Annotated in this window: 23 protein-coding genes and 1 pseudogene; 5 read left to right on the top strand and 19 right to left on the bottom strand. The window is 42.0% G+C overall.

Features of this window, described 5'->3' with window-relative positions; translation table 11 throughout:
- Positions 1 to 16: 16 nt before the first annotated feature.
- The 3 genes and pseudogenes from ACWPWY_RS05585 to ACWPWY_RS05575 all read right to left on the bottom strand — a co-directional run bounded on the left by ACWPWY_RS05585 (position 17) and on the right by ACWPWY_RS05575 (position 4,832).
- Entirely contained in the window at positions 17 to 1,495 is a 1,479-nt protein-coding gene (locus tag ACWPWY_RS05585) for a rhamnulokinase (RefSeq protein ID WP_454190755.1), read from the bottom strand.
- A complete protein-coding gene (gene rhaI / locus ACWPWY_RS05580) occupies positions 1,492 to 2,712 on the bottom strand; it encodes an L-rhamnose isomerase (protein WP_454190754.1) in 1,221 nt (406 codons plus the stop codon). The genes ACWPWY_RS05585 and rhaI overlap by 4 nt, the downstream gene beginning before the upstream one ends.
- A 51-nt stretch (positions 2,713 to 2,763) precedes the next feature.
- Positions 2,764 to 4,832, bottom strand: a pseudogene (locus ACWPWY_RS05575) (bifunctional aldolase/short-chain dehydrogenase).
- A 323-nt stretch (positions 4,833 to 5,155) separates the two neighbouring features.
- On the opposite strand from ACWPWY_RS05575, the gene ACWPWY_RS05570 reads away from it, so the two are divergent.
- Both ACWPWY_RS05570 and ACWPWY_RS05565 read left to right on the top strand, forming a co-directional pair.
- Positions 5,156 to 5,980 (top strand): alpha/beta fold hydrolase, encoded by an 825-nt coding sequence (locus ACWPWY_RS05570; protein WP_454190753.1) that lies wholly within the window; start codon positions 5,156 to 5,158, stop codon positions 5,978 to 5,980.
- Between the two features lie 111 nt (positions 5,981 to 6,091).
- Positions 6,092 to 6,958, top strand: coding sequence for an alpha/beta hydrolase family protein (locus ACWPWY_RS05565; RefSeq protein ID WP_454190752.1), 867 nt, complete (start codon positions 6,092 to 6,094; stop codon positions 6,956 to 6,958).
- A gap of 98 nt (positions 6,959 to 7,056) precedes the next feature.
- On the opposite strand, the gene pdxK is transcribed toward ACWPWY_RS05565, so the two are convergent.
- The 5 genes from pdxK to hxlA form a co-directional block, all read right to left on the bottom strand.
- Positions 7,057 to 7,869, bottom strand: a complete 813-nt coding sequence (pdxK, locus tag ACWPWY_RS05560; RefSeq protein WP_454190751.1) for a pyridoxine/pyridoxal/pyridoxamine kinase — start codon at positions 7,867 to 7,869, stop codon at positions 7,057 to 7,059.
- A gap of 273 nt (positions 7,870 to 8,142) precedes the next feature.
- On the bottom strand, positions 8,143 to 9,942 hold the full coding sequence (gene pepF, locus ACWPWY_RS05555) for an oligoendopeptidase F (protein ID WP_454190750.1): 1,800 nt from the start codon (positions 9,940 to 9,942) through the stop codon (positions 8,143 to 8,145).
- Between the two features lie 139 nt (positions 9,943 to 10,081).
- Positions 10,082 to 10,486 carry a winged helix-turn-helix transcriptional regulator gene (locus ACWPWY_RS05550; protein ID WP_454190749.1) on the bottom strand — a complete coding sequence of 135 codons (405 nt, stop codon included), beginning with the start codon at positions 10,484 to 10,486 and terminating at the stop codon, positions 10,082 to 10,084.
- Between the two features lie 71 nt (positions 10,487 to 10,557).
- The gene (gene hxlB / locus ACWPWY_RS05545; protein WP_454190748.1) at positions 10,558 to 11,109 is read right to left on the bottom strand and encodes a 6-phospho-3-hexuloisomerase; all 552 of its coding nucleotides are present in this window, start codon (positions 11,107 to 11,109) and stop codon (positions 10,558 to 10,560) included.
- Between the two features lie 9 nt (positions 11,110 to 11,118).
- The gene (gene hxlA / locus ACWPWY_RS05540; protein ID WP_454190747.1) at positions 11,119 to 11,751 is read right to left on the bottom strand and encodes a 3-hexulose-6-phosphate synthase; all 633 of its coding nucleotides are present in this window, start codon (positions 11,749 to 11,751) and stop codon (positions 11,119 to 11,121) included.
- 437 nt (positions 11,752 to 12,188) lie between these two features.
- Here hxlA and ACWPWY_RS05535 point away from each other — a divergent pair, with 437 nt between their 5' ends.
- Positions 12,189 to 14,030 (top strand): LTA synthase family protein, encoded by a 1,842-nt coding sequence (locus tag ACWPWY_RS05535; protein WP_454192810.1) that lies wholly within the window; start codon positions 12,189 to 12,191, stop codon positions 14,028 to 14,030.
- A gap of 86 nt (positions 14,031 to 14,116) precedes the next feature.
- Here ACWPWY_RS05535 and ACWPWY_RS05530 read toward each other — a convergent pair whose 3' ends face one another.
- The 4 genes from ACWPWY_RS05530 to ACWPWY_RS05515 all read right to left on the bottom strand — a co-directional run bounded on the left by ACWPWY_RS05530 (position 14,117) and on the right by ACWPWY_RS05515 (position 17,758).
- The gene (locus ACWPWY_RS05530; RefSeq protein ID WP_454190746.1) at positions 14,117 to 15,190 is read right to left on the bottom strand and encodes a lactonase family protein; all 1,074 of its coding nucleotides are present in this window, start codon (positions 15,188 to 15,190) and stop codon (positions 14,117 to 14,119) included.
- 15 nt (positions 15,191 to 15,205) lie between these two features.
- Positions 15,206 to 15,655 carry an OsmC family protein gene (locus ACWPWY_RS05525; RefSeq protein ID WP_454190745.1) on the bottom strand — a complete coding sequence of 150 codons (450 nt, stop codon included), beginning with the start codon at positions 15,653 to 15,655 and terminating at the stop codon, positions 15,206 to 15,208.
- Between the two features lie 107 nt (positions 15,656 to 15,762).
- Positions 15,763 to 16,899, bottom strand: a complete 1,137-nt coding sequence (locus ACWPWY_RS05520; RefSeq protein ID WP_454190744.1) for an NADH-dependent flavin oxidoreductase — start codon at positions 16,897 to 16,899, stop codon at positions 15,763 to 15,765.
- Between the two features lie 184 nt (positions 16,900 to 17,083).
- Positions 17,084 to 17,758: an SOS response-associated peptidase gene (locus tag ACWPWY_RS05515; protein ID WP_454190743.1), complete on the bottom strand. Its 675-nt coding sequence runs from the start codon at positions 17,756 to 17,758 to the stop codon at positions 17,084 to 17,086.
- A 189-nt stretch (positions 17,759 to 17,947) separates the two neighbouring features.
- Here ACWPWY_RS05515 and ACWPWY_RS05510 point away from each other — a divergent pair, with 189 nt between their 5' ends.
- A complete protein-coding gene (locus tag ACWPWY_RS05510) occupies positions 17,948 to 19,192 on the top strand; it encodes an MFS transporter (protein WP_454190742.1) in 1,245 nt (414 codons plus the stop codon).
- A gap of 134 nt (positions 19,193 to 19,326) precedes the next feature.
- Complete coding sequence (locus ACWPWY_RS05505) at positions 19,327 to 20,010, top strand: hypothetical protein (protein ID WP_454190741.1); 684 nt, start codon at positions 19,327 to 19,329, stop codon at positions 20,008 to 20,010.
- Positions 20,011 to 20,119: 109 nt separating this feature from the next.
- Here ACWPWY_RS05505 and ACWPWY_RS05500 read toward each other — a convergent pair whose 3' ends face one another.
- From ACWPWY_RS05500 to ACWPWY_RS05470, 7 genes are all read right to left on the bottom strand, one after another.
- Positions 20,120 to 20,578, bottom strand: coding sequence for a hypothetical protein (locus tag ACWPWY_RS05500; protein ID WP_454190740.1), 459 nt, complete (start codon positions 20,576 to 20,578; stop codon positions 20,120 to 20,122).
- A gap of 22 nt (positions 20,579 to 20,600) precedes the next feature.
- Entirely contained in the window at positions 20,601 to 21,080 is a 480-nt protein-coding gene (locus ACWPWY_RS05495; RefSeq protein WP_454190739.1) for a hypothetical protein, read from the bottom strand.
- A gap of 512 nt (positions 21,081 to 21,592) precedes the next feature.
- Positions 21,593 to 22,923, bottom strand: a protein-coding gene (locus ACWPWY_RS05490) for an IS3 family transposase (RefSeq protein WP_454190738.1) whose coding sequence is annotated in 2 segments (ribosomal slippage) — positions 21,593 to 22,545 and positions 22,545 to 22,923 — 1,332 coding nt in all. Because the reading frame shifts where the segments join, the coding sequence is not laid out codon by codon here.
- A 433-nt stretch (positions 22,924 to 23,356) separates the two neighbouring features.
- A complete protein-coding gene (locus ACWPWY_RS05485) occupies positions 23,357 to 23,683 on the bottom strand; it encodes a GNAT family N-acetyltransferase (protein WP_454192809.1) in 327 nt (108 codons plus the stop codon).
- Between the two features lie 30 nt (positions 23,684 to 23,713).
- Positions 23,714 to 24,157: a GNAT family N-acetyltransferase gene (locus ACWPWY_RS05480; protein ID WP_454190737.1), complete on the bottom strand. Its 444-nt coding sequence runs from the start codon at positions 24,155 to 24,157 to the stop codon at positions 23,714 to 23,716.
- Between the two features lie 150 nt (positions 24,158 to 24,307).
- The gene (locus ACWPWY_RS05475) at positions 24,308 to 24,856 is read right to left on the bottom strand and encodes a GNAT family N-acetyltransferase (RefSeq protein ID WP_454190736.1); all 549 of its coding nucleotides are present in this window, start codon (positions 24,854 to 24,856) and stop codon (positions 24,308 to 24,310) included.
- Positions 24,857 to 24,968: 112 nt separating this feature from the next.
- The gene (locus tag ACWPWY_RS05470; RefSeq protein ID WP_454190734.1) at positions 24,969 to 25,814 is read right to left on the bottom strand and encodes a GNAT family N-acetyltransferase; all 846 of its coding nucleotides are present in this window, start codon (positions 25,812 to 25,814) and stop codon (positions 24,969 to 24,971) included.
- Positions 25,815 to 25,937 lie beyond the last annotated feature (123 nt).

The raw sequence follows: 25,937 nt of genomic DNA, 5'->3' as shown, positions 1-25,937 counted from the left end.
ATCTTATTGTTTAGGTCTATACATGGGCAGCTACATTTGTATATTTTACATATTCGAGATAAGCTTCTTTCCAAGCCTCTGCGTTCTCTGGTTCATACGTAAGTACTGGAAATGACTCTTTTACTGCTTTTCTCGCCTCAGTCAAAGAAGTGAAAACGTCTTCATTTATCCATTGTACAATAATATTCCCAATTGCGCTTGCTTCGACAGGACCCGCATATACAGGTTTGCCAAGGGCACTCGCAGTCCACTTACATAAAAGGCGATTCTGAATACCTCCGCCGACCATATGAAGCCCGCTGAAAGATTGTTCCGATACCTGCTCTGTCAGTTCATATACATACCGATATTTCATTGCGAGACTTTCCAGTATGCACCGAATGATCTCTCCTTGCGTTTGTGGCGGACGTTGGTTGGTCCTTACACAATATTCCTGAATTCGAGTCGTCATGCTCCCCGCAGGAAGAAACAAGGGGTGATCCGGATCAATAAAATGTTGAAAAGGGGCGGCCTGCTCAGCTAAATGAAGGAGTTTATCATAATTTACCTCATGCCCTTCTCGCTCCCACTCTCTTATCGTTTCTTGAAAAATCCACAATCCCATAATATTTTTCAGCAAACGATAAGTATGACCTACACCACCTTCATTCGTAAAATTACTCGCAAGCGTCTGTTCATTAATAATCGGCGCTTTTACCTCAGTACCCATGAGAGACCATGTGCCGCAGCTTAAGTAAGCAAAAGGGCCATCGGTCGCCGGGACTGCAGCAATTGCTGAGCCCGTATCATGTTCAGCCACCGCAATGAAGGGAATTGGAAGTATTCCAAGCTCTTTGGTCACTTTAGATCGAAGCATCCCTACTTCCGTGCCTGGAGCGACAATCGGGCCAAACCATTCTTCTGGTATGCCAATGTCCTTGATTAATTCTCGGTCCCAATCATTCATACCCGGATTAAACAGCTGAGTGGTCGTTGCGTTTGTGAATTCATGCTGTATTTCTCCCGTTAGAAAATAACGGAGTAGATCCGGGATCATCAGTAAATGTGCCCCTTCTCTCAGCAGATAAGAGTCACGTTTTTTCAAGGCAGCAAGTTGATAAATGGTATTGAACGGAAGAAACTGAATTCCTGTTTTTTCAAAAATGCGTTCTGCTGGAATCTTTTTATGCACCTCTTCCATTACACCGCTTGTCTGCGTATCACGGTAATGGTATGGATTTCCGAGCAGCTCGCCGTCCTTGCTAAGGATCCCAAAATCAACAGCCCACGAGTCAATACCGACACTGCTTACCCGTTCTCCCCCTTGTTTAGTTTTGAGCAACCCTTGTTTCATTTCATGCAAAATTCGTAATATATCCCAGTGCATGTGTTCCCCAGTAAAAACCGGGTTATTACTGAATCGATGCACTTCCCTTATCTCCATGCGGGAGTCGTGGAGCAGTCCAAGGACTGCTCTCCCGCTGCTGGCTCCCAAATCAAAGGCTAGGACACTCACCAGCTAGCCCCTCCTTTGCCGCGCCCTGCAATTTCGACCGTATAACGGCTGTTTAGATAGGCTTCCATTGGATCCACTGGAAGTCCTTGCTCCTCACGTACGGCATGAAGTAGCGGAGTAACATCGAACTCAAATGCTCTTCTTACTGCATGTTCAGCAGCAAGCACATCATTATTTTTTTGAGCAGCTGCTACTTCCTCATGATCTACAAGCAGCGCTTTAGCGTATTGCGTCTGAACATTGAGTACGGAACGAATCATGGCTGGAATCTTCTGTTCAATGTTATGAGATTGGTCTAGCATATAAGCGATATTATCTACACCGCTTCGTATTCCTTCATCTTCATCCATGCTTCCTTGCAGAATCTGATAGAAAATAAGGAATAATTCATATGGATTGACGGTACCTACGATAAGATCATCATCGGCGTATTTACGGCTGTTAAAATGAAAACCGCCTAGTCTTTTCTCATCCAACAGGTAGGCTACAATATGTTCGATATTCGCCCCAGGGAGATGATGTCCCGTATCAACTAGCACTCGCGCCTGTTCTCCAAGCTTCAGCGCCATATTGTACGCCATGCCCCAATCCGCCAAATCGGTATGATAAAAAGCAGGCTCGAAGCACTTATATTCAATAAGCATCCGCATGTCTGGATCCAGTGCACGGTACATTTCCTGCAAAGCTTCATGCATCCAGCCTTTGCGCTTACGGATGTCGCCTTGTCCCGGGTAATTGGTTCCATCGGCGAACCATAAGGATACATCTTTCGAACCGGTCTCTTTTGCGATATCTACACAGGCCAGCAGATGGTCGGTTGCCATGCGCCGAATTCGGCTATCACTGTTCGTTACACTTCCCAGCATATACTCGTCTGCCTGGAATAAATTCGGATTCACAGCTCCAATGCGCAGCCCGAGATTTTCCGCATGTGAACGCAGTTTGCTATAGTCATCCACTTGATCCCAAGGGATATGAATTGCGACGGTCGGAGCGAGCCCTGTCAGCCGGTGGACCACCGCAGCATCTTCCATTTTCTCAAAAGGATTACGCGGAACTCCTTCTTTTTGAAATACTTTAAAACGTGTACCGGAATCCCCATACCCCCAAGAAGGAGTTTCAATTTTCAGCTCGGCTAGCTTTTGTTTTATCTGATTAACATCGATACCTCTTGCTAACTGTTGCTCTTCGAATAGTACATAGGCTTTATCCTTCAAATCTGTCCCCTCCTTCGAATGTGAAGCACAAAACAAATGCGTGCGTACGGATTAACGTGTAAAGGCTGCAGGTACTCCGCCGTCAATCGTTAACATACAACCCGTTGTTTTTTCTGCTTTGGATGAAGCAAAGAAAGCGACGCCTTCGGCAATATCTCTGGGATAAATATTAACGAGCAGTGTAGTGCGTTTGCGGTAATGTTCTTCCAGCTGATCGGGTTCGATTCCGTAAGCCTCAGCTCGCTCATTACGCCAGTTGGAATTCCATATCGCAGAACCTTGTAAGATCGCATCCGGTAAAATCGTATTTACTCGAATTCCGTATTCCCCGCCTTCTGTGGCAATACAGCGAGCTAGGTGTGCTTCCAAAGCCTTCGCGGAACTGTAAGCGGTCACATTTTTACCGGCATAAATTGAATTCTTAGAACCAATGAAAACCATACTGCCTCCAAGCGCCTGCTCTTTCATTACCTTAAAAGCTTCGCGGGCAACAAGGAAATATCCTGTTCCTAACACATTTATATTTAAATTCCATTCTTGTAAGGAGGTTCATCAAACGGACTCGAGGTTGCAAGCCCTGCATTATTGACAATAATATCGACACCGCCATAAGTGAGCGCACACTGATCGTAAGCTTCTTTAATTTGCTCTTCATTCGTCACATCCATTTTTATAGCAAGAGCCCGGCCGCCTCCGTACTCGGCATTAATTTCTGCAGCGACACGCTGAGCCCCTTCCAGGTTCAGGTCGGCAATAGCCACATGCGCTCCTTCGGATACAAGCACCCTAGCAGTCTCACTGCCAATTCCGCCCGCACCTCCTGTAATGAGTGCAACTTGACGCGAGAATTCCGTTTCTTTTGGTGCGAGTGACAATTTATACAGTTCAAGCGGCCAATACTCCACATTGTACGATTCATTTTCGCTGAGAGAGACAAATTCTCCTAGAGCAGTAGCGCCTCTCATCACGGCAATTGCCCTGTGATATAATGCACCGCTAATTAGCGAATGAGCATGGCTTTTTCCCGTATTGATCATCCCGATACCAGGAATCAAAATGACGCGTGGTGCGCTTTCAAACATTTGATCTCCTTCATGCTTGTTGCGTTCGAAATAAGCTTTGTAATTCTGTTTATACTTCTGGATTTCTTCAGTTAAGATTAGTTTCAATTGGTCTATATTTTCTAACTTTGGTTCCCACTCCACAAATAGAGGAACGACTTTGGTATGTACCAGATGATCAGGGCAAGCTGCGCCGATCTGCGATAAAGCTTTCGAACTTACTCCATTTACGAATGATAATACATCATCTGCATCGTCATATGTTAAAATCATTTTCTTCTCATCACTGACAGCCCCGCGAATCAAAGGCATGATCACCGCTGCTGCTGCGCGGCGTTCTTCCTCGCTAAGCGATGTATAGCGTGCTCCTCCAAAAGTCTCCTTCTCCTGTGCATGGCGTTCAATATAATCTTCCGCCTCTTGAATTACGCTAATTGTCTTCGCATACGTCTCTTCAGAAGTGTTTCCCCATGTAACCAGCCCATGTTTCTCCATAAGCACAAGTTCCGCATTAGGGTGATTTCTGACACCTTCAGCAATCATTTTTGACAACGTAAAACCTGGACGAATATAAGGAACCCAGACGAATCGATCTCCATATATTTCACGAGCAATTTCGCGTCCGTTATCTGCACAGCAGATACTAATAATGGCGTCTGGGTGTGTATGGTCTACCTGTGGAAATGGTAGAAACGCATGAAGCAAAGTTTCAATAGATGCCCTTGGGTGTTTCGAATCAATCATACAATTGCTGAGATACGCCACCATTTCTTCGTCTGGCATTTCATCTAATTCATATAGAGGATTGATATCTTCAAGTCGAAGTCCCGTAAAATGCTTAGCTTGCATGGTTCCAAGATCGGATCCACTGCCTTTCACATACATGACTTCTACATCTCTTCCCCGAAAATCCTTAATCACCGTTTTGCTTGACGTATTTCCCCCGCCCCAATTACATACACGGCGATCGGTTCCAATAAGATTGGAGCGATACACAAGTTCTTCAAGTCCTTTATTCAATTGCTGTGCTTTCTCGTTGTCCCACAAATTTTGTACCATAGTGCAATCAATCCTCCAGAGGTTCTATATTTAGGATATTTTGTCATTGCTTAACGGGAGTATACCACTTTTATTTGGGTTTGAGTATGTATTTTTCTGTTTTTTAAAGAAAAAACAATATGAAAAACAGTCATATATCTTTGTTTCAAACAAATGAAGCGCTGTCAACCACTGAATCATATAAAACTACCACCTATTTCTTCGAGAAACTTCTTCTTTTTAGATAGGACATTCCTTCAGTTAGAGCTGCATATTATAAGAACAATAGAGATGAGTAAGGGTAACGATATGATGTATGACAACAACAAAGGAGGAAACGGGCTATGATGATTGAAGTTGAAAATGGAGTTCAACTGTACGTAGAAGATCTTCGTCCTGTGGACGGAGGAAATGGACAAACCATCCTATTTGTCGCGGGCTGGCCTGTAAGTCACCGGATTTTTGATTACCAGATGCAAATGCTGCCCTACTTAGGATATCGTTGTATTACTCTTGATCTTCGAGGGTTTGGGAAGTCGGATAAACCATGGCATGGATATTACTATGATCGATTTGCCGAGGACATTTCTTTCGTAATGGATGTACTTAATTTAGAAAATGTGGTTCTTGTCGGATTCTCCATGGGTGGAGCCATCTGCACTCGTCTCATTACGAAGTATGATACGGGTGCTAGAGTTGAAAAACTCGTTCTTGCCGGAGCAACAACCCCTTTTATCGTAAAAAAAGAGAATCAGTCTGCTTTTGGTCTGCCTTTAGTTCAAATCGATCATTTACTTCAGCAAATGCAGATTGATTTGCCTCAAGCGATCTCCGACTTTGGAGGTACTTTCTATTATCAATATATCAGCCCAGAATACAAAAACTGGTTTCAGCATATGTGCCTCGAAGGCGCTTCCCACGCCATTTTACAGAGTGGGATTGCCTTAAGAAACGAAGATGTTTCCTCGGATTTGTCCCAGATTCAAATACCGACCGGTATTTTTCACGGAGCTCATGATCAGTTCGCCCAGTTTCAAGGTGCAGTTGCTACACAACAGGCAATCCCTGGGTCTTTGTTATATCGTTTTGAGGAAAGCGGTCATGGACTTTTATATGAAGAGAAGAATCGCTTTCAAGCCACATTGCTAGATTTTATTCAAAATACGTAGAAACATAAGAAGAAGGTAAGTATGAACGTTGCGTTTGATGAACATTGCCTATGGGGTATAATAGTATAAGCGTAAAATAACAACTATGACCAAAGGTGATGAGCACGTATTATGATTTATCATGTGACCTATCCATCTGAAGGACTTCATGTAAAAGGATATCTTAGTCTGCCCTATGGGTATCAACTTCCGGAAGACGAAGTTCGCCAGTTGCTGTTCGGAACATTCAGCAGCGATACATATCCCGCTGTACAACTAAATACTCCTCTGCATACCACAGGTCAAGATTTCACTTCTAAGAAGTGGCCTGTGTTCATTTATTGCCGTGGAGGAATTGGTAATTTTGGTAAGGTTCGTACTCCATGGGTCGAAGAATTTGCTATGCATGATCATATCGTGTTCGCTCCCTCCTACCGGGGAACAGACGGCGGTGAAGGACGTGACTGCTTTGGCGGAGATGACAAAGAAGATGTGTATGCTGCCGTAAGACTTCTGTCAGAACTACCTTTTGTTGATGCCGATCGAATAAGCATTATGGGATTTTCAAGAGGTTCAATTAATGCGGCATATACTGCGCATACCCAACCGAATATTCATAAACTGGTGCTTTGGAGCGGTGTATCCGATATGGCTCAGACTTATGAAGAAAGAGTTGATCTGCGCCGTACTTTTAAACGCGTAATCGGCGGTACTCCAACGAGAGTGCCGGAAGCATATAAAGATCGCTCACCCGTCACGATTGCTGGAGAACTCAGCTGTCCAGTACTTATCGTTCATGGTACGGAGGATGCCCAGGTATCCTACAGTCAAGGCGAGAAAATGTACAACTCGTTAAACGAAGCAAAAGCAGATGTGAACTTCCACCGTTATGAAGGTCTCGGTCATCATTTCCCACAGGAAACACACCGCGCTGCGATTACTCGAATGTTCGAGTGGATTACAGAGGGCACGGGAGATCCTGAGACCATTTCTATGTAACTCAACTCACAAAAAAAGAGCTGTCCCCTTTGTAGTCTGAAACACACTACATAATGGGGATAGCTCTTTTTAGTGTTACCGTGATAACGTACTGAGTATTATTTCGCAGACGGGATCCGATGTGCGGAATGTCTTGTTGGACCAACAAAAGTGTTCAGCGGGAATCCATTAGAGATAGCCTGCGTTACAAAAGTTTTCGCTCCAGATACGGATTCACGAACGGAACGTCCTTTCGCTAGACCAGCTGTAATTGCAGCCGAGGATGTGCAGCCTGCACCATGTGTATACTGGGTCTCAATCGCATCCGCTTCAAACCATTCATAGGTTTGTCCATCATATAGAAGATCCACTGCTTTACCTTCACGGATTTTCCCTCTATCTTTAATCAGAACATGTTTTGCTCCGAGTTCATGAATGATCGTTGCTGCTTCCTGCATTTTTTCCAATGTAGTAATTGGACCTGTTTTTGCAAGTTGTGAAGCTTCAAAAATGTTTGGTGTTACGAGATCCGCACGCGGAAGAAGGAATTCGATCATCGCTTCTGTATTTTCCGGCTGCAGTACTTCGTCCGTACCTTTGCAGACCATAACAGGGTCGATAACAATTCGATCTAGCTTATAACGGTCAATATAGCGAGATACGAGTTCAATAATATCAACAGAACCAAGCATCCCTGTCTTCATTGCATCAAAACCAATACCTTCAATTACCGTTTTAAGTTGCGTCTCCACAACTCCGAGATCCACAGGAAATACTTGATGATCCCATGTTTTCGGTTCCATGCATACAATCGTTGTTAAAGCGGTCATTCCGTATACATCATATTCTTGGAATGTCTTCAAATCAGCTTGAATTCCAGCGCCTCCGCTTGTATCAGAGCCTGCTACCGTTAATGCTTTTCTTATCGTCATGTTCATTATTCCCTTCGCTTGTAGATAACTTCTCTATTATAAAATAAATGAATGGCGTTAATCCATACCCATTTTGTAAGATTATCAAAGAAATCGACATTTTTAAAAAAAAACTGCCTAATCACCTCTCTATCGAGATGATCAGACAGTCCTCTAAGTTAATAGTAACTTTTTAATATTTACTGTTCATATGGAGAAGATCTGAGCGGACTTGTCATCCGTTCAAATCCTAAATACCGAGTTCCTTGATGGACATAAAAACCTTTGTGCGATTTAGTATAAACTTTCCAGTTCATCAATCAGTTCACCTACATAACGTACGGCACTGCGGATCGGTTCCGGCTGCGACATATCCACACCAGCCAGCTTCATGAGTTCCAGTGGACTCTTACTTCCCCCGGCTTTTAATACCTCTAACCAGCGATCTACCGCAGGCTGCCCTTCGTTACGAATTTGCTGTGCAACAGCAGTCGAAGCTGTGAGCCCTGCTGCATAAGTATAAGGATAGAGACTCATATAATAATGCGGCTGACGCATCCATGTAAGGGAAGCATCATCATCAATGACAACATCCTCTCCCCAGAATGAAGATAAAATCCCGCCTTTTAACTCACCTAGCTTCACTGCAGTTATCGGCTCATTATTCATGGCCAGTTCGTACACCTGACGCTGCAGTTCTCCTTCTAACAGGTGAGTAACGAAGTTGTGGAAATAGGTTCCTAAGAGCTGTGAAATAACCCAGCGGCGCATGCGCGGTTCATTAGAGCGCTTGATTAAATGATCTGCCAGCAATAGCTCATTCAGGGTAGAAGGAGCTTCGATAAAATAAAGCGATGGTCTGGCATTGGTAAGACGTTGATTTTTCCCAGCAAGCATTAAATGTCCCGCATGACCTACTTCATGAGCGAGGGTAAAGGCCCCCCTCATATTATCTGACCAACTGATCAGGATGTAGGAATGGACATCTGGAATAGACATACAGAAGGCACCTGTTCGTTTTCCTGCATTATCAGCATAGTCAATCCAGCGCTCACGGAAGGCATCAGCAACAATCTCACCATATTCGGGTCCGAGGACCTGTAAAGCTTCTTTGATCAGTTCGCCAGCCTCTTCGAATGAAATACCGGGACTATAATCAGGATCAAGCGGAGCTTTCAAATCAGCAAACGTCATCTCTGATAAACCCAGCACGCGCTTTTTGAGGGCTGCATATCTCCTCATATGAGGTGCCAGTTCTTCCTGAATAATTTCTAGAATATTATGATACATAGCTTGTGTTACCTGCTGAGGCTTAAGCAGCATATCTGTTACGGAATCATATCCCCGAAGACGAGATTCAATGACTTGTCGTTTTACTTCTGTACTATAAGCTTCTGCAAATGTATTCCGATATTTATACAATGTTTCACTAAACGCATGAAACGAATTTCGGCGAAGTATGGTATCCGCAGACTCTACATATTTATTCTCATAGAGGGCAAAGGATACGGGAACTTGTTCCCCACGTCCGTCTTCAGCGGAAGGAAAGGTCATATCAGCAAGCTTGCTTCGTTCATAAATACGGTAAGGTGCACTTAACACTTCACCAAAAGAGGCAAGTACTTTTTCGGTTTCTGCACTAAGCCGGTGACGCTTCGTCTCAAGCAGCAACTTCAAACTTCTTTCGAACACTTGAAGTCCTGGCTCTTCTTCTATGTAGGCTTCCACTATCCCATCCGGAAGAGATAAAATCTCTGAACGCACAAAAGAGAGCGCGGAGCTGACCGCAGATGATACGTCTCTCGCCTTTGTGGCATCCATTTGATTCTGAGCGTTCATACTATCGCCCGATTGATGCAAATAGGAATAAGCACTCATTCGCTGTAGTCTTCCCTGAAGCTTCTCCTGAGCCTCAAGACAAGCAAGAAGAACTTCTGCTCCCTCTCCCAGTCTTCCTTCATACTGTGTAACGGTAGAAATATCAATCTCAATGGCTTTACGTTCTTCCTCCCACGCTTCTCTCGTAGCGAATATATCATCCAGATTCCAAGTCGATTCTGTTTGGACTTCCGACCTTGATAAGATTTTGGACATATGGTTCATTCCCTTCTCTTTTCCTTGTTTATGTATTACCTAATTTATGTAATTGTATCATAAAATACCTTCAGCCTCTTTTAAAAAAAAAAAAAAAGAACCCACTTCTGTTTCCAGAAGCGAGTCCTTACGTCCAGACTTATTGCTCGATTACCAGCTCATGATCAGCATCTGGCGTCTCTTCACTGTCGTCTTTCCATATCACGTTCTCACCATATTGTTTGCCCCAATTATACATCGCTTGTAAAACAGGCATCAGGCTTTGTCCATGATCCGTCAAAGAATATTCCACGCGCGGAGGAACTTCTGCATACACTTTACGATGAACAAGACGGTCCTGTTCCAGTTCGCGTAGCTGATGGGTCAACATTTTCTGTGTAATATGAGGAATCATCTTTTTCAGTTCACTAAAACGTTTGGTCCCTTCAAGACCTAAATGCCATAATATAATCAGCTTCCACTTCCCGCCAATGACAGCAAGCGTCAGTTCTTTCTCACAGTTAATTTCTTTAAGATTAATACGATCTTTTATTTCTGTCGCCATTTGATATCAAGCCCCCTTCACCCTAAGTCTACTATAACTTCCTAATTCGCAGCAAAAGGGGCTAAAGGAAACTATTCAAGATTGGCATGTCTTTCAAACATGGTTCCTGTATCCTGATCCATCTTTCTCATTAATGACAGAATAATTCCATCAAGCGTAATGATTAGACTTTGCTCAAATAGTGAACCCATCGGCTGAATAGATTGACGCTTACCTTCATCTTCTTTCGCTGCCGCATGAATTTGAATGATGGCATCCGCGAGCTGTCCAATCGAAGAATCCTGATGAATCGTAAGAACCACGACGGAAGCATCCATTGCTTTCGCCTTTTGGGCCATTGATAACAAACTTTTCGTTTCACCTGACCCGCTGCAAAGAATTAGAACGTCTCCTTTGCGAATGGGAGGGGTCGTCGTCTCTCCAATTACAAAGGTCGGCTTACCCAGATGAGCCAGCCTCATAGCAAACGCTTTTCCCATCAAGCCAGATCGCCCTGCTCCCGCTACGAAGACCTGACCTGCACATGCGATTACATTCATCGCTTCCGTTAACTGGGTTTCGCTAAGAAGAGACGTTGCCGTTTCTAATTCCCTAAGGATAGATACTACATCATTTTTGACCATCGCTCTCTATTACCCTTGTTGAATCAATTTTTGCATTTGTGCTGCTACTGCCTTTTTATCATCTTGGGTAGTGATTCCGCCGCCGACAATAACGAGATCAGGTCCAGCTTTGATTACTTCTGGCAAGGTTTCCAGCTTAATTCCGCCCGCAACCGCTGTTTTTGCATGGGTTACAGCTCTTTTAATCGTCTGTAAATCTTCAAATGAGTTTTGACCTACGGCTTGAAGATCATATCCAGTATGGACACAAATATAATCGACACCAAGAGCATCGATCTCTTTAGCACGCTGTTCAATGTTTTTCACATTGATCATATCAACAAGGATTTCTTTGCCTTGTTTTTTTGCTTCTTCGACAGCACCTTTGATTGTCATATCATCCGTAGCACCAAGTACAGTAATAATATCAGCGCCCGCTTCAGAAGCTTTCATAATTTCGTAACCACCCGCATCCATAATTTTAAGATCAGCGAGTACAGTAAGCTCAGGGAATGCTGCTTTCATTTCTTTTACTGCACGAAGTCCTTCATTAATAACGATCGGTGTTCCAATTTCTACAATATCAATATAAGATTCAACCTCTTTTACCACTTCAATTGCTTCCGGGATATTTACAAGGTCAAGTGCTAATTGTAATTTCATATATCATTCGCTCCTCTATAGTTCGTATTCATGACAAGCTGAATTCAGATTGTCTGTTACCCTTTATACTAAGTACTAAAGTTCCAAATAGGAAGTACGCACTTTAAAGTAGGGTAGTTACCTAAAGTATACTAATGGGCCGTATGTAGATTTTTTATATAAACACTGTAACTTTTGAACTGTACGGTTTAAGCACAATTGATTAGCCAGTAAGACCTATACTATAATGCTAGAAGATATGATAAATATCTGGAAAACGATAGAATCTAGCAGGGAGGGAAAACTTTTGTCCGGTAGATGAGTTTCCGGCTGAAGTACAATTAATGAAACCACCACTCGAGAAAGTAAATTCTCAGGACGATGCCTTGATAAACTACGTCCCAAATACTCCTGAGCAAAAATCACAAGTTCTAGTCAATGCTTCAAAAGTCCTCACCATGATCTGCTCACGCTCGTTATTGTTCTTCTCTCTAATTATGCTGTTTAAGAGTTATGTAGCTTGGTTTGGCGTTTTTGATGACGGACCTTCCTGGGCCATTATGCTCAAAGAATTACCTTTCATACTGCTGATTTTCTGTCTTATAGAATGGTTTGCCACGAAACGAAAATTAATGATATATACTATTTTTAATTTGCTTCTAACCGCTATTTTCTTTGCAGTTATTATTTATTACAAATATTATGGTGTTATTGTCACCTACAAGGCGTTAGAACAAGTGAATCAGGTGACGGCAGTCAGCAACAGTGTTTTCTCACTAATCGACCCCCAATATTTGCTGATCTTCACAGACGTTCTCGTGTTTGGCTATTTACTATTCCGGAATAAATCGGTGAGAGGCTGGAAACAAGCGATAGGAAGACCCGCAAATAAAAAAATCGTTGCCTGTCTTTTTTCTATCTCACTCCTTATTACATCACTAAATATTTATACAAATCGCGGCAGTTTTAATGAAGTAGTCAAAGCAGAACAAATGGGGATTTTCAATTACGAAGCGTACACCTTGTTCAATCAAAAGAAAGTGGAACTTATTCCATCAGAAGAGATTACTCAAGAACGGATTAATGAGTTAAAAGGATTGTCAGAAAATAAGGCTGACGATTTACAACTGAATGGAGCTTTAGAAGGAAAAAATCTCATTATAATCCAGATGGAATCGCTTCAAAATTTTCTAGTTGATCTAAAAATCGATGGACAAGAAATTACACCCAACTTAAATAAGCTGGTACAAGATAATACTTATTTCTCTCATTTTTATCATCAGGTAGGTCAAGGAAATACATCGGATGCTGAGTTTGTAGTAAACACTTCCTATTATGTCCCTCCTGAGGGCGCTGCTGTCCAGACTTATGTAGACAAAGTATTACCGAGCCTGCCAAGACTTCTTAAAGATGAAGGTTACGATACAGCTACGTTCCATACCAATGTGGTAGAATTCTGGAATCGCAGCGAACTATATTCATCACTCGGGTTCGATCACTATTATGACAAGTCATTCTTTGGTGAAGAAGATACGGTATTCTTTGGAGCCTCCGATCATGTACTCTATCAAAAAACAGCGGAAAAACTAGAGGAGATGGATCAGGAAGCAAATCCATTTTATGCCCAAGTCATTTCCATGTCTGCTCACCATCCGTTTACTCTTCCCGAAGAGAAAATGACGTTGCCTCTTCCCGAACGTTATGATGATACGTTTGTGGGGAACTACATTCGCGCTCAGCATTATGCAGATGCTGAACTCGGTACATTCATTGAGGATTTGAAAAATCGCGGGGTATGGGACAACAGTGTTGTTGTTCTATATGGAGATCACGTCGGACTACCAACCACATCACTGGATGACGAAGATTTATCATTGTTAAATGAAATATTAGGACATCCTTATGATTACTCGGATATGATTAATATTCCTTTTGTCATTGCTTCTTCCGGTGTCACACCTGAGGGAGAGCAGAAACAAATTGGCGGTCAGGTGGATATCTTACCTACCGTAGCCAATCTGCTTGGTATTTCACTCGAAGACCATATTCATTTTGGGCAAGATTTATTGAATCATCAGGATTATAATTTATTGCCTGAACGCTATTATCTGCCTACCGGCTCGTTTGTGAACAGCAATGAAGTCTTCATCTCCGGTAGCGGATTTGATGATGGAGAACATCATTTACTGAAGAACACACAAGAAACAGATCATATAACGACAGAGAATGATTTCTATCATGCCCTTTCTCTCCTCGATTTGTCACATAGTTATATATCCCAGCTTCCTATTAAGCAATAAGTAAAAACAGCACCCTATGTCCTCACGATAAAATCGTGAAGCATGGGGTGCTGTTTTATTTTGCAGCCACATTTACGGTGTCTACACTACATATATAAGGGCCACACGCAGACTGGCTTCGGTGACTCTACTTGTTTACCAGTATAAGTCAATCGGCCGGTCTCCTTGTTCACTTCGAATACAGCAATATTATTCGTATCTCGATTTGCAACAAGCATCAGGTTACCATTTGGTGTAAGCGAAAAGTGTCTTGGATGAGCACCTTCAGTGGATATATGCTGTACATGTTCGAGCGTTCCGTCCGCAGAAGTGGCATACACAACAATACTGTCATGTCCCCGGTTAGAGCCATATACAAAGCGACCATCTTCCGAAATCGTAATTTCTGCACACGTATTCTCACCTGTGAAATCGCTTGGCAAGGTAGGTATCGTTTGAATCCCCGTTAGATTACCTTCTTCGGCGTCATATGAATAAGAAGTTACCGTAGAATCTACTTCGTTGATTACATAGGCATACTTGCCATTTGGATGGAATACGAGATGACGTGGACCTGCAGCGTCATGCGTATTCACTTCACGATGCAGCACAAGTTTATTTTGTTCCCGGTCGATCTGATATACAAAAATCGTATCAAGCCCCAAATCTTGGACCATGATAAATTGTCCGTCTGGCGAGAAGAAAGCGGAATGAACATGAGGGCGATCCTGGCGTTCTGGATGCGTTCCATGACCTTTATGCTGTTTGGAATCCAGCATTTTTCCGATGCTTCCATCTTCTTTTAATGATACTAGACTTACTGTGCCTCCATGGTAGCTGGAAATCACAAGATACTCACCTTGAGGATCCTTTTGAACATGGCACGTAGGTGCATAAGCAGACTGACCACGATTAATGAGTTCCAGTTCCCCCGTCTCCGGGAAAATCTGATAAGCTAGAGCTTCCCCCGACTTTAAGCCATCGGTTGTCACCATTTCTCCAATAGAAATAAGTTGTTTTGAATCCGAATCTACTTGGAGAAAGGTTGGGTTCTTCACTCCTTCCTGCTTACTGCGCAGGGATAGCTCGTATGTATTTTCATCGAGTTCATATACATGAATCCCTGGATTTTCTTTCTCTGCATAAGAACCTGTAAATACTAATAATTTTGAAGTTGTCATCTTGTATTTCCTCCCTTACCTACTAGCTACGAGCACACTTGGCTCCGTTTTTATTTGTACATTTCCTGCAACAGCTCTTGAGATCATACAAGAACTTTCCGCTTTATGCGACAGATGAAGTGCTTTTTCCACATCCGAATCTGTTGAGCCTTGCTTCAAAGTAACTACCGGACGATGAGTAATTGCTTCATACGTAAATATATTGCTTGTTACATCTACGGTCGCTTCTGAAGTTAAGATAAGCTGGTCTACAGAAAGTTCAGACCGCTCCATCATTGCTGCAAGAGTGATCAGATAACAGGTGGCGGCTGCTCCAAGCAGCATCTCATCAGGATTCGTACCGATACCCGGTCCGCCCATTTCTTTAGGAATTGAGATCTTGGTTTGGAGCTGTCCAGCTTCAATCGTGCCGGTACTATTACGTCCACCGTTCCATACGGCTTCGAGTACAAATGGGTGCTTCAACCTGCAATCATCCTCTCTTTTGCTTTTTTCACTATATCATAGAGTACCTAAGAAAAAACAATAAAGCCGGAAAGCTTCGGGAAGCTTCCGACCTTATACTCATGATATTATTTTGATTCTTCGGAATCAAGTACCGGGAACCAGCCCGGGACTCCGAGAATCATATTCCACAGCGGACCAGGAATGACAAGTCGTTCCTGATCTTCTTTTGTTAAGTGCACAGCAATATGTTCTTCATTGCCGGATTCAATCTTTTCAACCCAGTCCGGTTCAACAATCAGTTCTCTGCCAAGTGCAATCATGGATACATTTGTATTCAGTGCACTCAGTGCCTCATCCGCTGTCTGAATGTTACCAACTCCGATAAGCGGAACTCTGTTACCTACGCGCTCTGCGATCCATTCCATTCGCGTCTTAGAATCGTCCGCGCCACGTCTTGGTTTGGACCAAAAATCGCCAAGAGAAACATGCAGATAATCCAGATTTTTCTCAAGTAGTGCATCCGTTAATACGAAAGTGTCTTCCATGGTTAGTCCCGGTGTCTCCGGTTCTTCCGGTGAAAAACGATAACCTACAATAAACGGGCCTTTCGCATATTTCTTAACTGCGGATTGAACGGAATCGATCACAGCAAGCGGGAATGTAAGTCGTTTCTCTACATCTCCACCCCAGCGGTCTTCTCTACGATTTGAATGAGGAGAGAAAAATTGTTGAATTAAGTAACCGTTAGCTCCATGAATCTCAACCCCGTCAAAACCGGCTTCAATCGCACGGCGAGTCGCCTCTCCAAAATCCTCAATAATCGAAACAATCTCAGTATCTTGTAATTCACGCGGTTCAGGCGATCCTGGTCTTTCACTTGTAATGGCACTCGCGCTGACAACATCTCCGCCTACCAAATCCGGTGGAGATAATCTGCCCGCATGGAAAATTTGTAACACGGCTTTAGCGCCTTGTTTTTTAATTGTATCAGCCAGTTTCTTAAGACCTGGCACAAAAGAATCGTCCGATACCGAAAACTGACCTGGAAAACCTACGCCATTATCCGTTACATACGCAACTGCAGTAACAACAACACTCGCTCCATTAGAGCGGCGAGCATAATATTCCAGTTCTGCATCCGATACAGTCCCGTCCTCATTGGAAGACGAATGCGTCATTGGCGCCATCATAATTCTATTTTTTAAGATCATTCCATTTGGTAAGGTAACTTGGTCAAAAAGAAGATTATATTTTGAATTCATCTCGATCACTCCCACATTTACAGCTATTATATTTATAAACTTTTCCTTGCTTACTGAAACAAGTATAGTTACTTTAAAGTTTTTATGCAAGTCATCGTAAATATAAGAGCTTATAAAAAATACACATGACCATACCAAAAACGGCATTGCTGCCGTCCTGATATGGTCATGTGTATTCACGATGTTACGGTTTGATCATAGCCATTCGCGTATCTACTTCTTTAACACATTCCAGTGAATCGTGATTATCGTTACCTACGAGTGGTGATACAGGATAAACTTCCATCGGAGTATCTCGATAAGAGGTTAGATAAGGAAGTAATTGATGTACTTCCGTCTTCCTTGGATCGAGCCAGGCATCCATTGCTTCTTTTGATAAGATCGCTGGCATTCTGTTATCAAATTCACGAATCGTTAGATTGGCATCCGACATCAGCATGGTACTCGTTCTCACTGGAATCTTGTGTGGATCTTTCCATACTTCATACAGTCCCGCGACGCCAAACATAGAACGATCCGGCATGACTACACGAACCGCATATTTTCTTTTTCCTTCCTGACGCCAGTAAAAGAACCCATTACAAGGAATAACACATCGTTTTGTTTCCACCATTTTCCGATAAGTCACATTGTTATGAACAGAGATCAAGTCTGCGTTAACAGCATCCTTGCCCCAAAAAGGAATAAATCCCCAACGATATTCGTCCATGATACGTTCCCCATCTTCATAAAGTATGAGCGGAGCATGTTGTGTCGGGCTAATATTGTAACGGTTTTTGTAATAATACATGACCCGCTGCACACCAAAATGATCACGAACTTCATCCAAATCTGCTGCAAGCGAATAACGTTTACACATCCTTTGTAACCCCCCTGAATTTTCCTTTACTGTTTGCAACAGGAGGTAAAATTATGCATAAAGTTTTATGTATTCCATCCTTTTTCATTCCCCCATCGTTTTTTTTGGTTTCCACTGCTCTGATTAAAGCGTATAATCTTTCTTGTTTTGCATTTTTTATACAATCAGAAGCAGCTGGAGGATTACATTATGAGAATATTAAATCGATGGAGTATCCATCGAAATTATGCTTTACAACTTGCCACGGTTTTTATCGGCTTTCTTGTATTTGGTTTTTCAGAGAATATAAAAGGCCCCGCTATTCCCAGAATGCAGGCTGAGTTTCACATTGATGAAATGCAGGTGGGTACTCTTCTGTCCCTAAACTCGCTCGGATATCTCATCGCTTGTTCATTTACAGCAATTCTTGTCCGAAAATTCGGTGTGAAGTACATCAGTATTTTTTCATTTGTCTTCATGGCTTTTTCGGGGGTCCTTATATTTTTGTCCCATAACTATACTTCTCTGACCTGGTCTTACTTCATGATGTATCTAGGTAATGGGATGCTTGAAATTGCACTTGCCGTTCTTGGGGCTAGGATTTTCATCAAAAATACCGGTACAATGATGAATCTAGCTCATTTCTTCTATGGTCTCAGTTCCACTGTGGCTCCGTTAATCGCATCGGGTCTCATGAGCCTTACAATATTGGGATATACACTGGACTGGAGAGGAATGTATCTGGTGGTACTCATGTTATCTCTTATTCCGGTTATTCCTGCTCTCTTTAGTAAATTTACTGAGGATCAAACGGCAGATGAAGATCGCCTGCCTTTCCGGCAATTATTGAAAGATAAAGCGGCTTGGCTTGTTGTCATCATTCTAACTTTCGGCGTGATTGCGGAGATGGGGGTTGGGGGATGGCTCGTTAATTTTCTAGAGAAAGTATATGGTTGGAATGCAACCAATGCTGCAGGCATGCTTTCTGCCTTTTTCCTTTGTTTTATGCTTGCGAGGCTATTACTTGGTCCCTTCATAGACCGAATTGGATTCACTTTATCGCTTGTAATCCTTTCCGGTTTCAGCGGGATCTGCACTTTGATTGCCATTATAACGGGAGAACCAGGTTCCTTTTTCTTTGCTTTAGCTGGAATTGGGATCGCTCCAATCTATCCTACCGTCATGGCACTCATTGCAAGACGATATGCCAAAGGAAGCGATTCTGCCATTACTTTTACGGTAACGCTTATGGGAATTGGAAATGTGGTTGGCAATTATTTAATTGGTATCATCATTGAGAGTACTAAAAACGTAAAGGCAGGTTCGGGCACGGACGCAGCACTTCGAACCGGGCTGCAATTTGGTTATGGATTTATTGGATTATGTACACTACTCTGTGCTATATTCAGCATGATCTTATATGTCTACTTAAAAAAACGAAATGAAGTGATTTAATAAAACTCTGCAATACATTAAATAGAGTGTTATTTTGATCGATTCAACTATTTTATTCGTTTCATTATTATGCATATTGGTGAATAGGCTTAAGGAATAAAGAAGATTAAAAACTCTATATAAGGTGGGATTGCATGGATTTCTGGATTTACTCAATCATTACATTTGCTTACATCATCTTGTTATTCTTCATGTTCACCCATTTGTCACGGACAAAGCTGTGGTTTCATTATCCGATTTTACTCGTGATCTTGGCACTCGGCCTTGCTTACGATAACGGAATTATTGCTGTTGGTAATGCTATTGGGGAAGGTAAACTCCTTATGATATTAAGTAGTCTTCGTTTCTGGATTCATGCTTTTGTCACACCGGGTCTTATCCTTGTAGGTTATTACATACTTCAAAGATCGGGAGCAGCTTTTGCTTCAAAATCATACATACGGATCTCCGCCTGGCTTCTAACCTTAGCATTGATACTGTATCAGATCTTTGCTCAAACATTACATGAAGTAAAGAATCTACAACTAGTTCAGGAATACGGCGTTCTTCGCTACGCAGCAGAAGGTACCTCCGGACCTCCAATCATGGTTATTGTGGTGGGGTTAGTACTGTTAATCATCGGCATCATCTTAATCTTCCGACAAAAATGGATATGGATGTTTGTTGGAACTGCGTTGCTTTTTATTGGACAACTGGTTCCTCTCCCTTTCGAAAGTTCAGCAGCCACCAATATTTTTGAGCTCATACTGATCATCTCTTTATGGACAACAGTTTGGTTCCAAGACCAGAAGAATGAATCTCGTCCGATCACAAGGTGAAGTTAATCAGTTTTATATTTTATGCCATTAATTATTAATCGCATGAAAGAAAACCTCCCACATCTGCTAAGAATGAAGGCAGGATTGGGAGGTTTTTATTCGTACAGGATTATAGTAACCACATTCGCTGGGTGAGTATAGGAACTTTATTCCGTTCTCCCCATTCATGGATTTCATCAAAGGCAAGATCTGCTTTTTGCTTATCCAGCACTCGAAAAGCAAGCCACATAGGAACGAGCATCTTATTTTTAGGTTTGATTCCGATATGCGGCCCGTAATACTCTTCTATAATAATGGACTTCAACTCATCTGCTCGGAATATACGGTTACCAATTATAAGTTGCCCTTTATGAAGTTCGATGGTTTTAGGTTTGACAGACCATTGATATAGCAGCAGACCTAGTTCAAAAAGGAACAAGACAGCTGTTATTACTGTGAATATATGTACATAATCCCTATCCATCTCAACAATGGCTTGATATCCCCCCAACAATAAAGTGTAAAGCCCCATTACGAATAGATTTCTGTATCTTCTCCTCGAAATAACTTCAATCTTAGGGTCTTTCATCAACATTCCCCTCCCTTCTATGCTATGTTAGCGATCTAATCTTACCCTCCTGGATTGTAATCTGATATGTATTCGCCCATTCCTGCAACTGATCAAATGCTTCTTGTTCTGTACTAGGATTTGCCAATATGAATTGTAAACGCTGAGGAATCCATTTACTCTTCTTCAGTTTAATTCCTATCGGAGAATTGATATATCCTTCTGAGACAATCCGATCAATTTGAGAAGGATATACCTCTTCTCCTTGTAATATAAGATGATCTTCCTTAATGATCAGTAACTGTTCTTTACGAGGTCGAGTAAAGGTGAAGTAATAATAAAGCTCATATCCTACAAGCACGATATATATCACAATCAATACAAATAAAAGAACGTGCAGTAATACATGATCGGTTTTTCGTTGAAGAGTGCTAATACTTAACAGCATTAACAAAAATAATAAAGAAGCTACCAGCTGTGACTTCCGATCTTTTTTGGTAATCAGATATTGTTTCTGCTCCACCTCTATATCCTTCCTCTCTGCTGACTTAGTAAACTATGCGTTTGTATTCGATAGGAATCTCGTGAACCGCGGACCAGGTTCGCAGCTCCTTCATAATCTCGTCCTCCTGCAATGTATTCTGATATTTGAGTCTTAGATGAAGAGGAATTCGTTTGCTCCCCTTTAGCTTAACTCCTATCGTGGAATTCCAGTATCCATCGATCCGAATGGCTTCAATCTCTGAAGTCTTCACGCTACAAGAGCCTAGACGAAATGAACCGGGTAATAACTCGAGTTCGACGAAGCGAAGCGGATAATATGTAAAGCTATACCTTAGTATAAGAAATAATTTATATCCGAAAAATCCGATTATAGTGATATACAGACAGATCATTAGGACAATCAAAACATCGTACCCGCTATTCTCGACAACTCTATAAATATAAAAAGTATGATAGAAAACAAAAAAGATCAAAAAAATGTGAACTGAACCCTATTAAGTAGACAGTTTTAAAAAAAGGATGTGCCGCTGTTTAAGCGGCAATGAGATGACTTCGGTATGCTGCCGGAGTCATCTTTTTTAATGTCCATTGCTTTCTTGTATTATTATAGTGGTCCATGTAATCATCAACCATTCGTCTTAGTTCTACTATACTGGTTGCTTGTTTATAAGATATTTCGTCTTTCATGTGCCCAAAGAAAGACTCCATCGGTGCGTTATCTAGGCAGTTTCCTCTTCGCGACATAGATTGCAGAAGTCCCATCCTCTTTACACGAAACTGGTACTCTGGATGGGTGTAATGAAAACCTTGATCCGAGTGAATCATGGCTTCTGGATGTAGTCGATTCCCGATAAAGTCTTCTAATTTGCTTAACGTTCGATAGACAATTTCCATCCGTAAACTCGTTGAAAGTTCATAAGCGACAATTTCCCGTGTCGCCACATCTTTCACACATGACAAATAAGCCGTTTTACCACCCTGAATTTGCAAGTAAGTAATGTCGGTTACGAATGTTTTCCCAGGTTCCTCTTGGTTGAACTGACGTTTTAAGTGGTTTGGTACCTGGCAGTGAGCTTCTGTAGCTTTGGTTAGCGTACGATAAGGATTTGCTCTTCGTACTTTGGCAAAGAAGTGAAACTTACGCATTAAACGTAAGATTTTTTTATGATTCATGGGCCGACCGGCTTTTTCAGTCACTTCCATATACAAACCACGATAACCAATTTTCCCGTTGGCTTGATCATAAATTTCTTTTAGTAAGAGATAATCTTGATAATCTGATTCTTCACTGAGGGCTCGTTTTTCTCCGTTTTGAAGCCACTTGTAATAGCCACTAGGACTTACTCTAGCCACTTCACATAAGTAACGGACCATGTTTTTCAATTGATACTGCCGAATCGTTTCATTGATGACTTGGTATTTCTCTCGAGCTGTTAACGACGATTCTTTTTCGCCTGCCTTTCTAACTCGTCTAGCTTTTTTAGTAAAGACAACTCCGCCTCTAGCAATCGAATACGCGCTTCTGCTTGGGCTAATTTCCTTTCTGCAGAGGCATTTTCTTTCTTAGGACGTCCTTTACTGCCTTTTCCTCGACGTTCTTCAAAAAAACCATCTTCTCCATAGGTTTGAAAGGTTCTACGCCAACGATCTAAGGCACTTCGTGCTTTACTTAGGCCAATCACCTTCAAATCAAATCCAGCTTCTGTGAAAATTTCTGCTGGTCCTTTGCCAACTTGGTTTTGTTTAACCGCTAGTAGTTTAAAGTCAGGGGTATATTGAATCGTCCGATCTGTCACGATTCTAACATTTGGATTGGCCTCTAATTGTCTTTGTTGGTGTTCATTAAAGATAATCTTACTCATGATAATTACTCCGTTCTAAAAATTGTAATGTTAGTATAACGGGACTTTTCTAGAAAGAAAATAGAAAAACCCCGAATGGAGTCACTTTTTTTAAAGTGTCTACCATTCGGGGTTCAGTTCAATGATTATTCCTATATCTCTTTTTCTTCTTACCACATGAATTTGTTCATTCACTGGATTTCCCCTTCCTGATAATCCATGCTATTCCGGTTCGGATCAACATATAGACTAGCAACATTAATAAAGCCAAGCCAATCATTAGTAAGGGAGAAGCTTCAAATGATTGAACAGATGGAGACTCGCTTTGTATCTTCTGAGGAACATACAGTAGTGTTAGTACATCCCCGATAGAATCGGCATGATCGCGAAGATCAGCATAAGAACAACTGTCCCTTCAAGTAGAAAACGCCATGTTTTGCTCAACTTCACACCCCTAATCTAAGTATTTTCGGAATCCTGCCACCGACTCTTTCTCATTATATCCCAGCGACTCATACAGGCGGTGTACTTCTGCTCGTCCTGCTCCGGATACCAAAATAATGTAAGAGCAATTCCTGCTCCGTGCAAGCTCCTCCACTCGGCCCTTCAATTTAAGCCCCACACCTTGTCTGCGAACCTTGGATGAGACCACTACGTTCTCAATTATCATAAAGGGGTTACTGTCACCAGCTAAGTCCTCACAATAGATTCCCATCGCTGATCCAACAAGCTCTCCACCATAGATAGCACCTATCACTTCATAATTCTCATTATGCCGCAGCCTTTTTCATTCCACCACTTTTCTTTTTCATTACAGCCTTTTCTTCAAAAAATACTGTTTGATCCCCTCTGGATATTCATCATTTACGCCATAGATTTCATATCCATTCTTCTCATAAAAGGAGGGCGCTTGATAAGAAAAGGTAGAGGTATGTGCGAATAAGCAGCCCATCTCCTTCCCCCTGCGCTCTGCCTCAAGTAGCATCTGCCTGCCATACCCCGCTTTCCGGTAATCTTCTGAAATCCATAACACATCAATGTACAGCCCGGATAACCATGACTCACAAAAAATACCTCCTACCACTTCTGAACTGGCATTTTTTAAGTATAGATGAATGTTTTGCCCTGGCTTCTGAAGTAACCCGTTACTCGCCCTTACATTGTACCCATATAATTTCCGGCAAATATTCTGATAGTCATCTGGATGTTCTCGCAGATCGGATAACCGTAAATCATTCACCACAATATCACTCATTATGTATCCTCCCTCTCCGATTCCTTTAGTTACCACACCCCTGATATTTCTCGGGTAATCGCAGGATGTTCTTTTCTTTGACAAAGTTTATGTTTTCATGTCAGGAACCTTGCGAAACTCCTGATGAAATGAGTAAAAACTCGCACACATTTATCGATTTATAAGACTCTGATACTCTTGCTTCAGAATAGAAAACAAGAATGAACTGTGATATTTCCCTTTGTAAAATACATGCTCACGTAGCAATCCCTCCTGTGTCATTCCATTTCGAGTCATTACCTTACTTGAACCGGTATTACCAGGACGGCATGTGGCATAAATCCGGTGCACTATTGGATGTTCAAAACCATACTGCAGCATTGCCGCTGCTGCTTCACTCGCGTAACCTTGCCCCCAATAATCGGGATGAAAGCAATAGCCAATCTCCGCATTGTTGCCCATAAAAATGATATTACAGCCTCCGACGAGAATTCCTGTCTCTTTCTCTTCGACTGCAAGTGAATACTCGGTTCGATCCTCTACCTTCTGTTGTTCTAAACATAACTGAATAAAAGCTTTTGTATCTTCTTCCTTATTCGGCCCCCAAAGAGTATGTTCTGTCACACGTTCATCCGATGCATACCGGTGCACACTCATCCAGTCTTCTGCTACAAACTCCCGGATTACTAGGCGTTTTGTTTCCATCCTTGTATACACCATATATGCTTCCTCCTCCATAAAATAAAGAAACCCGTTTTTTCCTAGGAGGAAATCCGGGTTCATCCAGTTTTTACTATTATATAATTTGATAGTTATGAACGAAAGAATTTTCTTATCCGTGTGATAGGGGTTCAATCTTAATTAGATCTTTTCTATAACGATGCTCTTCACCTGAAATCATAAATCCGAGAGATTGATAAAGCACCAGTGCTTTTTCATTTTTGGTCTGAGCCTGAAGCCTTGCGGTAGCGTATCCTTTTTCTTGTAAATAATTCAAGCCATAGCGAATAAGATGCGTTGCAATTCCTTTGTTTCGCCAAGCCGGTACGACAAAGACTTCTTCAATGGAACCTGAATTCTCATTTTCTTGACATACCATAACGCTCCCCACGAGCTGTCCATCCGGATCTAGCGCAGCATAACTAGTGAAATCAGTTCTTCCATTTAGCTGACGAAGGCGATGTAATCCAAGCGGATATTCCGGCCATATTGTGCTTTCTGTACGAAGATAGCGTTGTTCTTCATCAGAGGATTCAAGTGCAGTTTGGATGAACTGAAGTTCAGGAATGTGTAAATCAGGAGTATCCTGTACACTATTCAGCTCTTTTTCCATCTCATACTGACGATACATTGGAGTGAAGTTACGCTTCTCAAAAAGCGCTGAATTCTCCTGTTCTGCCTGATGATTCCCTACACAAATCTGTACTGAATGTGTCTTAGGAAGATCTTGAGCGAGGACAAGCGCACGTTCATATAATGCACCGTAAAGTAACTGGAACACTTCCTCCTGATTGGATACTTCAGGTCTTACCTTTATGTTCATATAGATCTGGTGATAGCTCTCCACTATACCGTCTTTCGTTCCTTCGTAAACACCGGTCTCATCCTGAGATTGAATGGTTATAATTTCGACTTGTCCTTTTCCTACAAGAATCTCTCCATCGAAGGCGCAGTACACATTATGGTAATTTTCTTCCGGACCTGGCCACCAAAAAATCGCATGCTTCTACTTCGCAGTCACCGCCAGATATAACTGTACAACTTGTTCATGACATGAATCTTTATAAGGTTTCAAGACGAT

The organism is Paenibacillus sp. Marseille-Q7038 (genome assembly GCF_965111595.1).
The sequence above is the reverse complement of the archived record's forward strand: the minus strand, read 5'-3'. Positions and strand labels throughout refer to the sequence as shown.

Excerpts from the sequence above, each read along its gene's own strand:
- ACWPWY_RS05570 (WP_454190753.1), top strand. The coding sequence starts at position 5,156 with ATGATGATTGAAGTTGAAAATGGAGTTCAACTGTACGTAGAAGATCTT.
- ACWPWY_RS05565 (WP_454190752.1), top strand. The coding sequence starts at position 6,092 with ATGATTTATCATGTGACCTATCCATCTGAAGGACTTCATGTAAAAGGA.
- pdxK (WP_454190751.1), bottom strand. The coding sequence starts at position 7,869 with ATGACGATAAGAAAAGCATTAACGGTAGCAGGCTCTGATACAAGCGGA.
- pepF (WP_454190750.1), bottom strand. The coding sequence starts at position 9,942 with ATGTCCAAAATCTTATCAAGGTCGGAAGTCCAAACAGAATCGACTTGG.
- ACWPWY_RS05550 (WP_454190749.1), bottom strand. The coding sequence starts at position 10,486 with ATGGCGACAGAAATAAAAGATCGTATTAATCTTAAAGAAATTAACTGT.
- hxlB (WP_454190748.1), bottom strand. The coding sequence starts at position 11,109 with ATGGTCAAAAATGATGTAGTATCTATCCTTAGGGAATTAGAAACGGCA.
- hxlA (WP_454190747.1), bottom strand. The coding sequence starts at position 11,751 with ATGAAATTACAATTAGCACTTGACCTTGTAAATATCCCGGAAGCAATT.
- ACWPWY_RS05535 (WP_454192810.1), top strand. The coding sequence starts at position 12,189 with ATGATCTGCTCACGCTCGTTATTGTTCTTCTCTCTAATTATGCTGTTT.
- ACWPWY_RS05530 (WP_454190746.1), bottom strand. The coding sequence starts at position 15,190 with ATGACAACTTCAAAATTATTAGTATTTACAGGTTCTTATGCAGAGAAA.
- ACWPWY_RS05520 (WP_454190744.1), bottom strand. The coding sequence starts at position 16,899 with ATGAATTCAAAATATAATCTTCTTTTTGACCAAGTTACCTTACCAAAT.
- ACWPWY_RS05515 (WP_454190743.1), bottom strand. The coding sequence starts at position 17,758 with ATGTGTAAACGTTATTCGCTTGCAGCAGATTTGGATGAAGTTCGTGAT.
- ACWPWY_RS05510 (WP_454190742.1), top strand. The coding sequence starts at position 17,948 with ATGAGAATATTAAATCGATGGAGTATCCATCGAAATTATGCTTTACAA.
- ACWPWY_RS05505 (WP_454190741.1), top strand. The coding sequence starts at position 19,327 with ATGGATTTCTGGATTTACTCAATCATTACATTTGCTTACATCATCTTG.
- ACWPWY_RS05500 (WP_454190740.1), bottom strand. The coding sequence starts at position 20,578 with ATGAAAGACCCTAAGATTGAAGTTATTTCGAGGAGAAGATACAGAAAT.
- ACWPWY_RS05480 (WP_454190737.1), bottom strand. The coding sequence starts at position 24,157 with ATGAGTGATATTGTGGTGAATGATTTACGGTTATCCGATCTGCGAGAA.
- ACWPWY_RS05475 (WP_454190736.1), bottom strand. The coding sequence starts at position 24,856 with ATGGTGTATACAAGGATGGAAACAAAACGCCTAGTAATCCGGGAGTTT.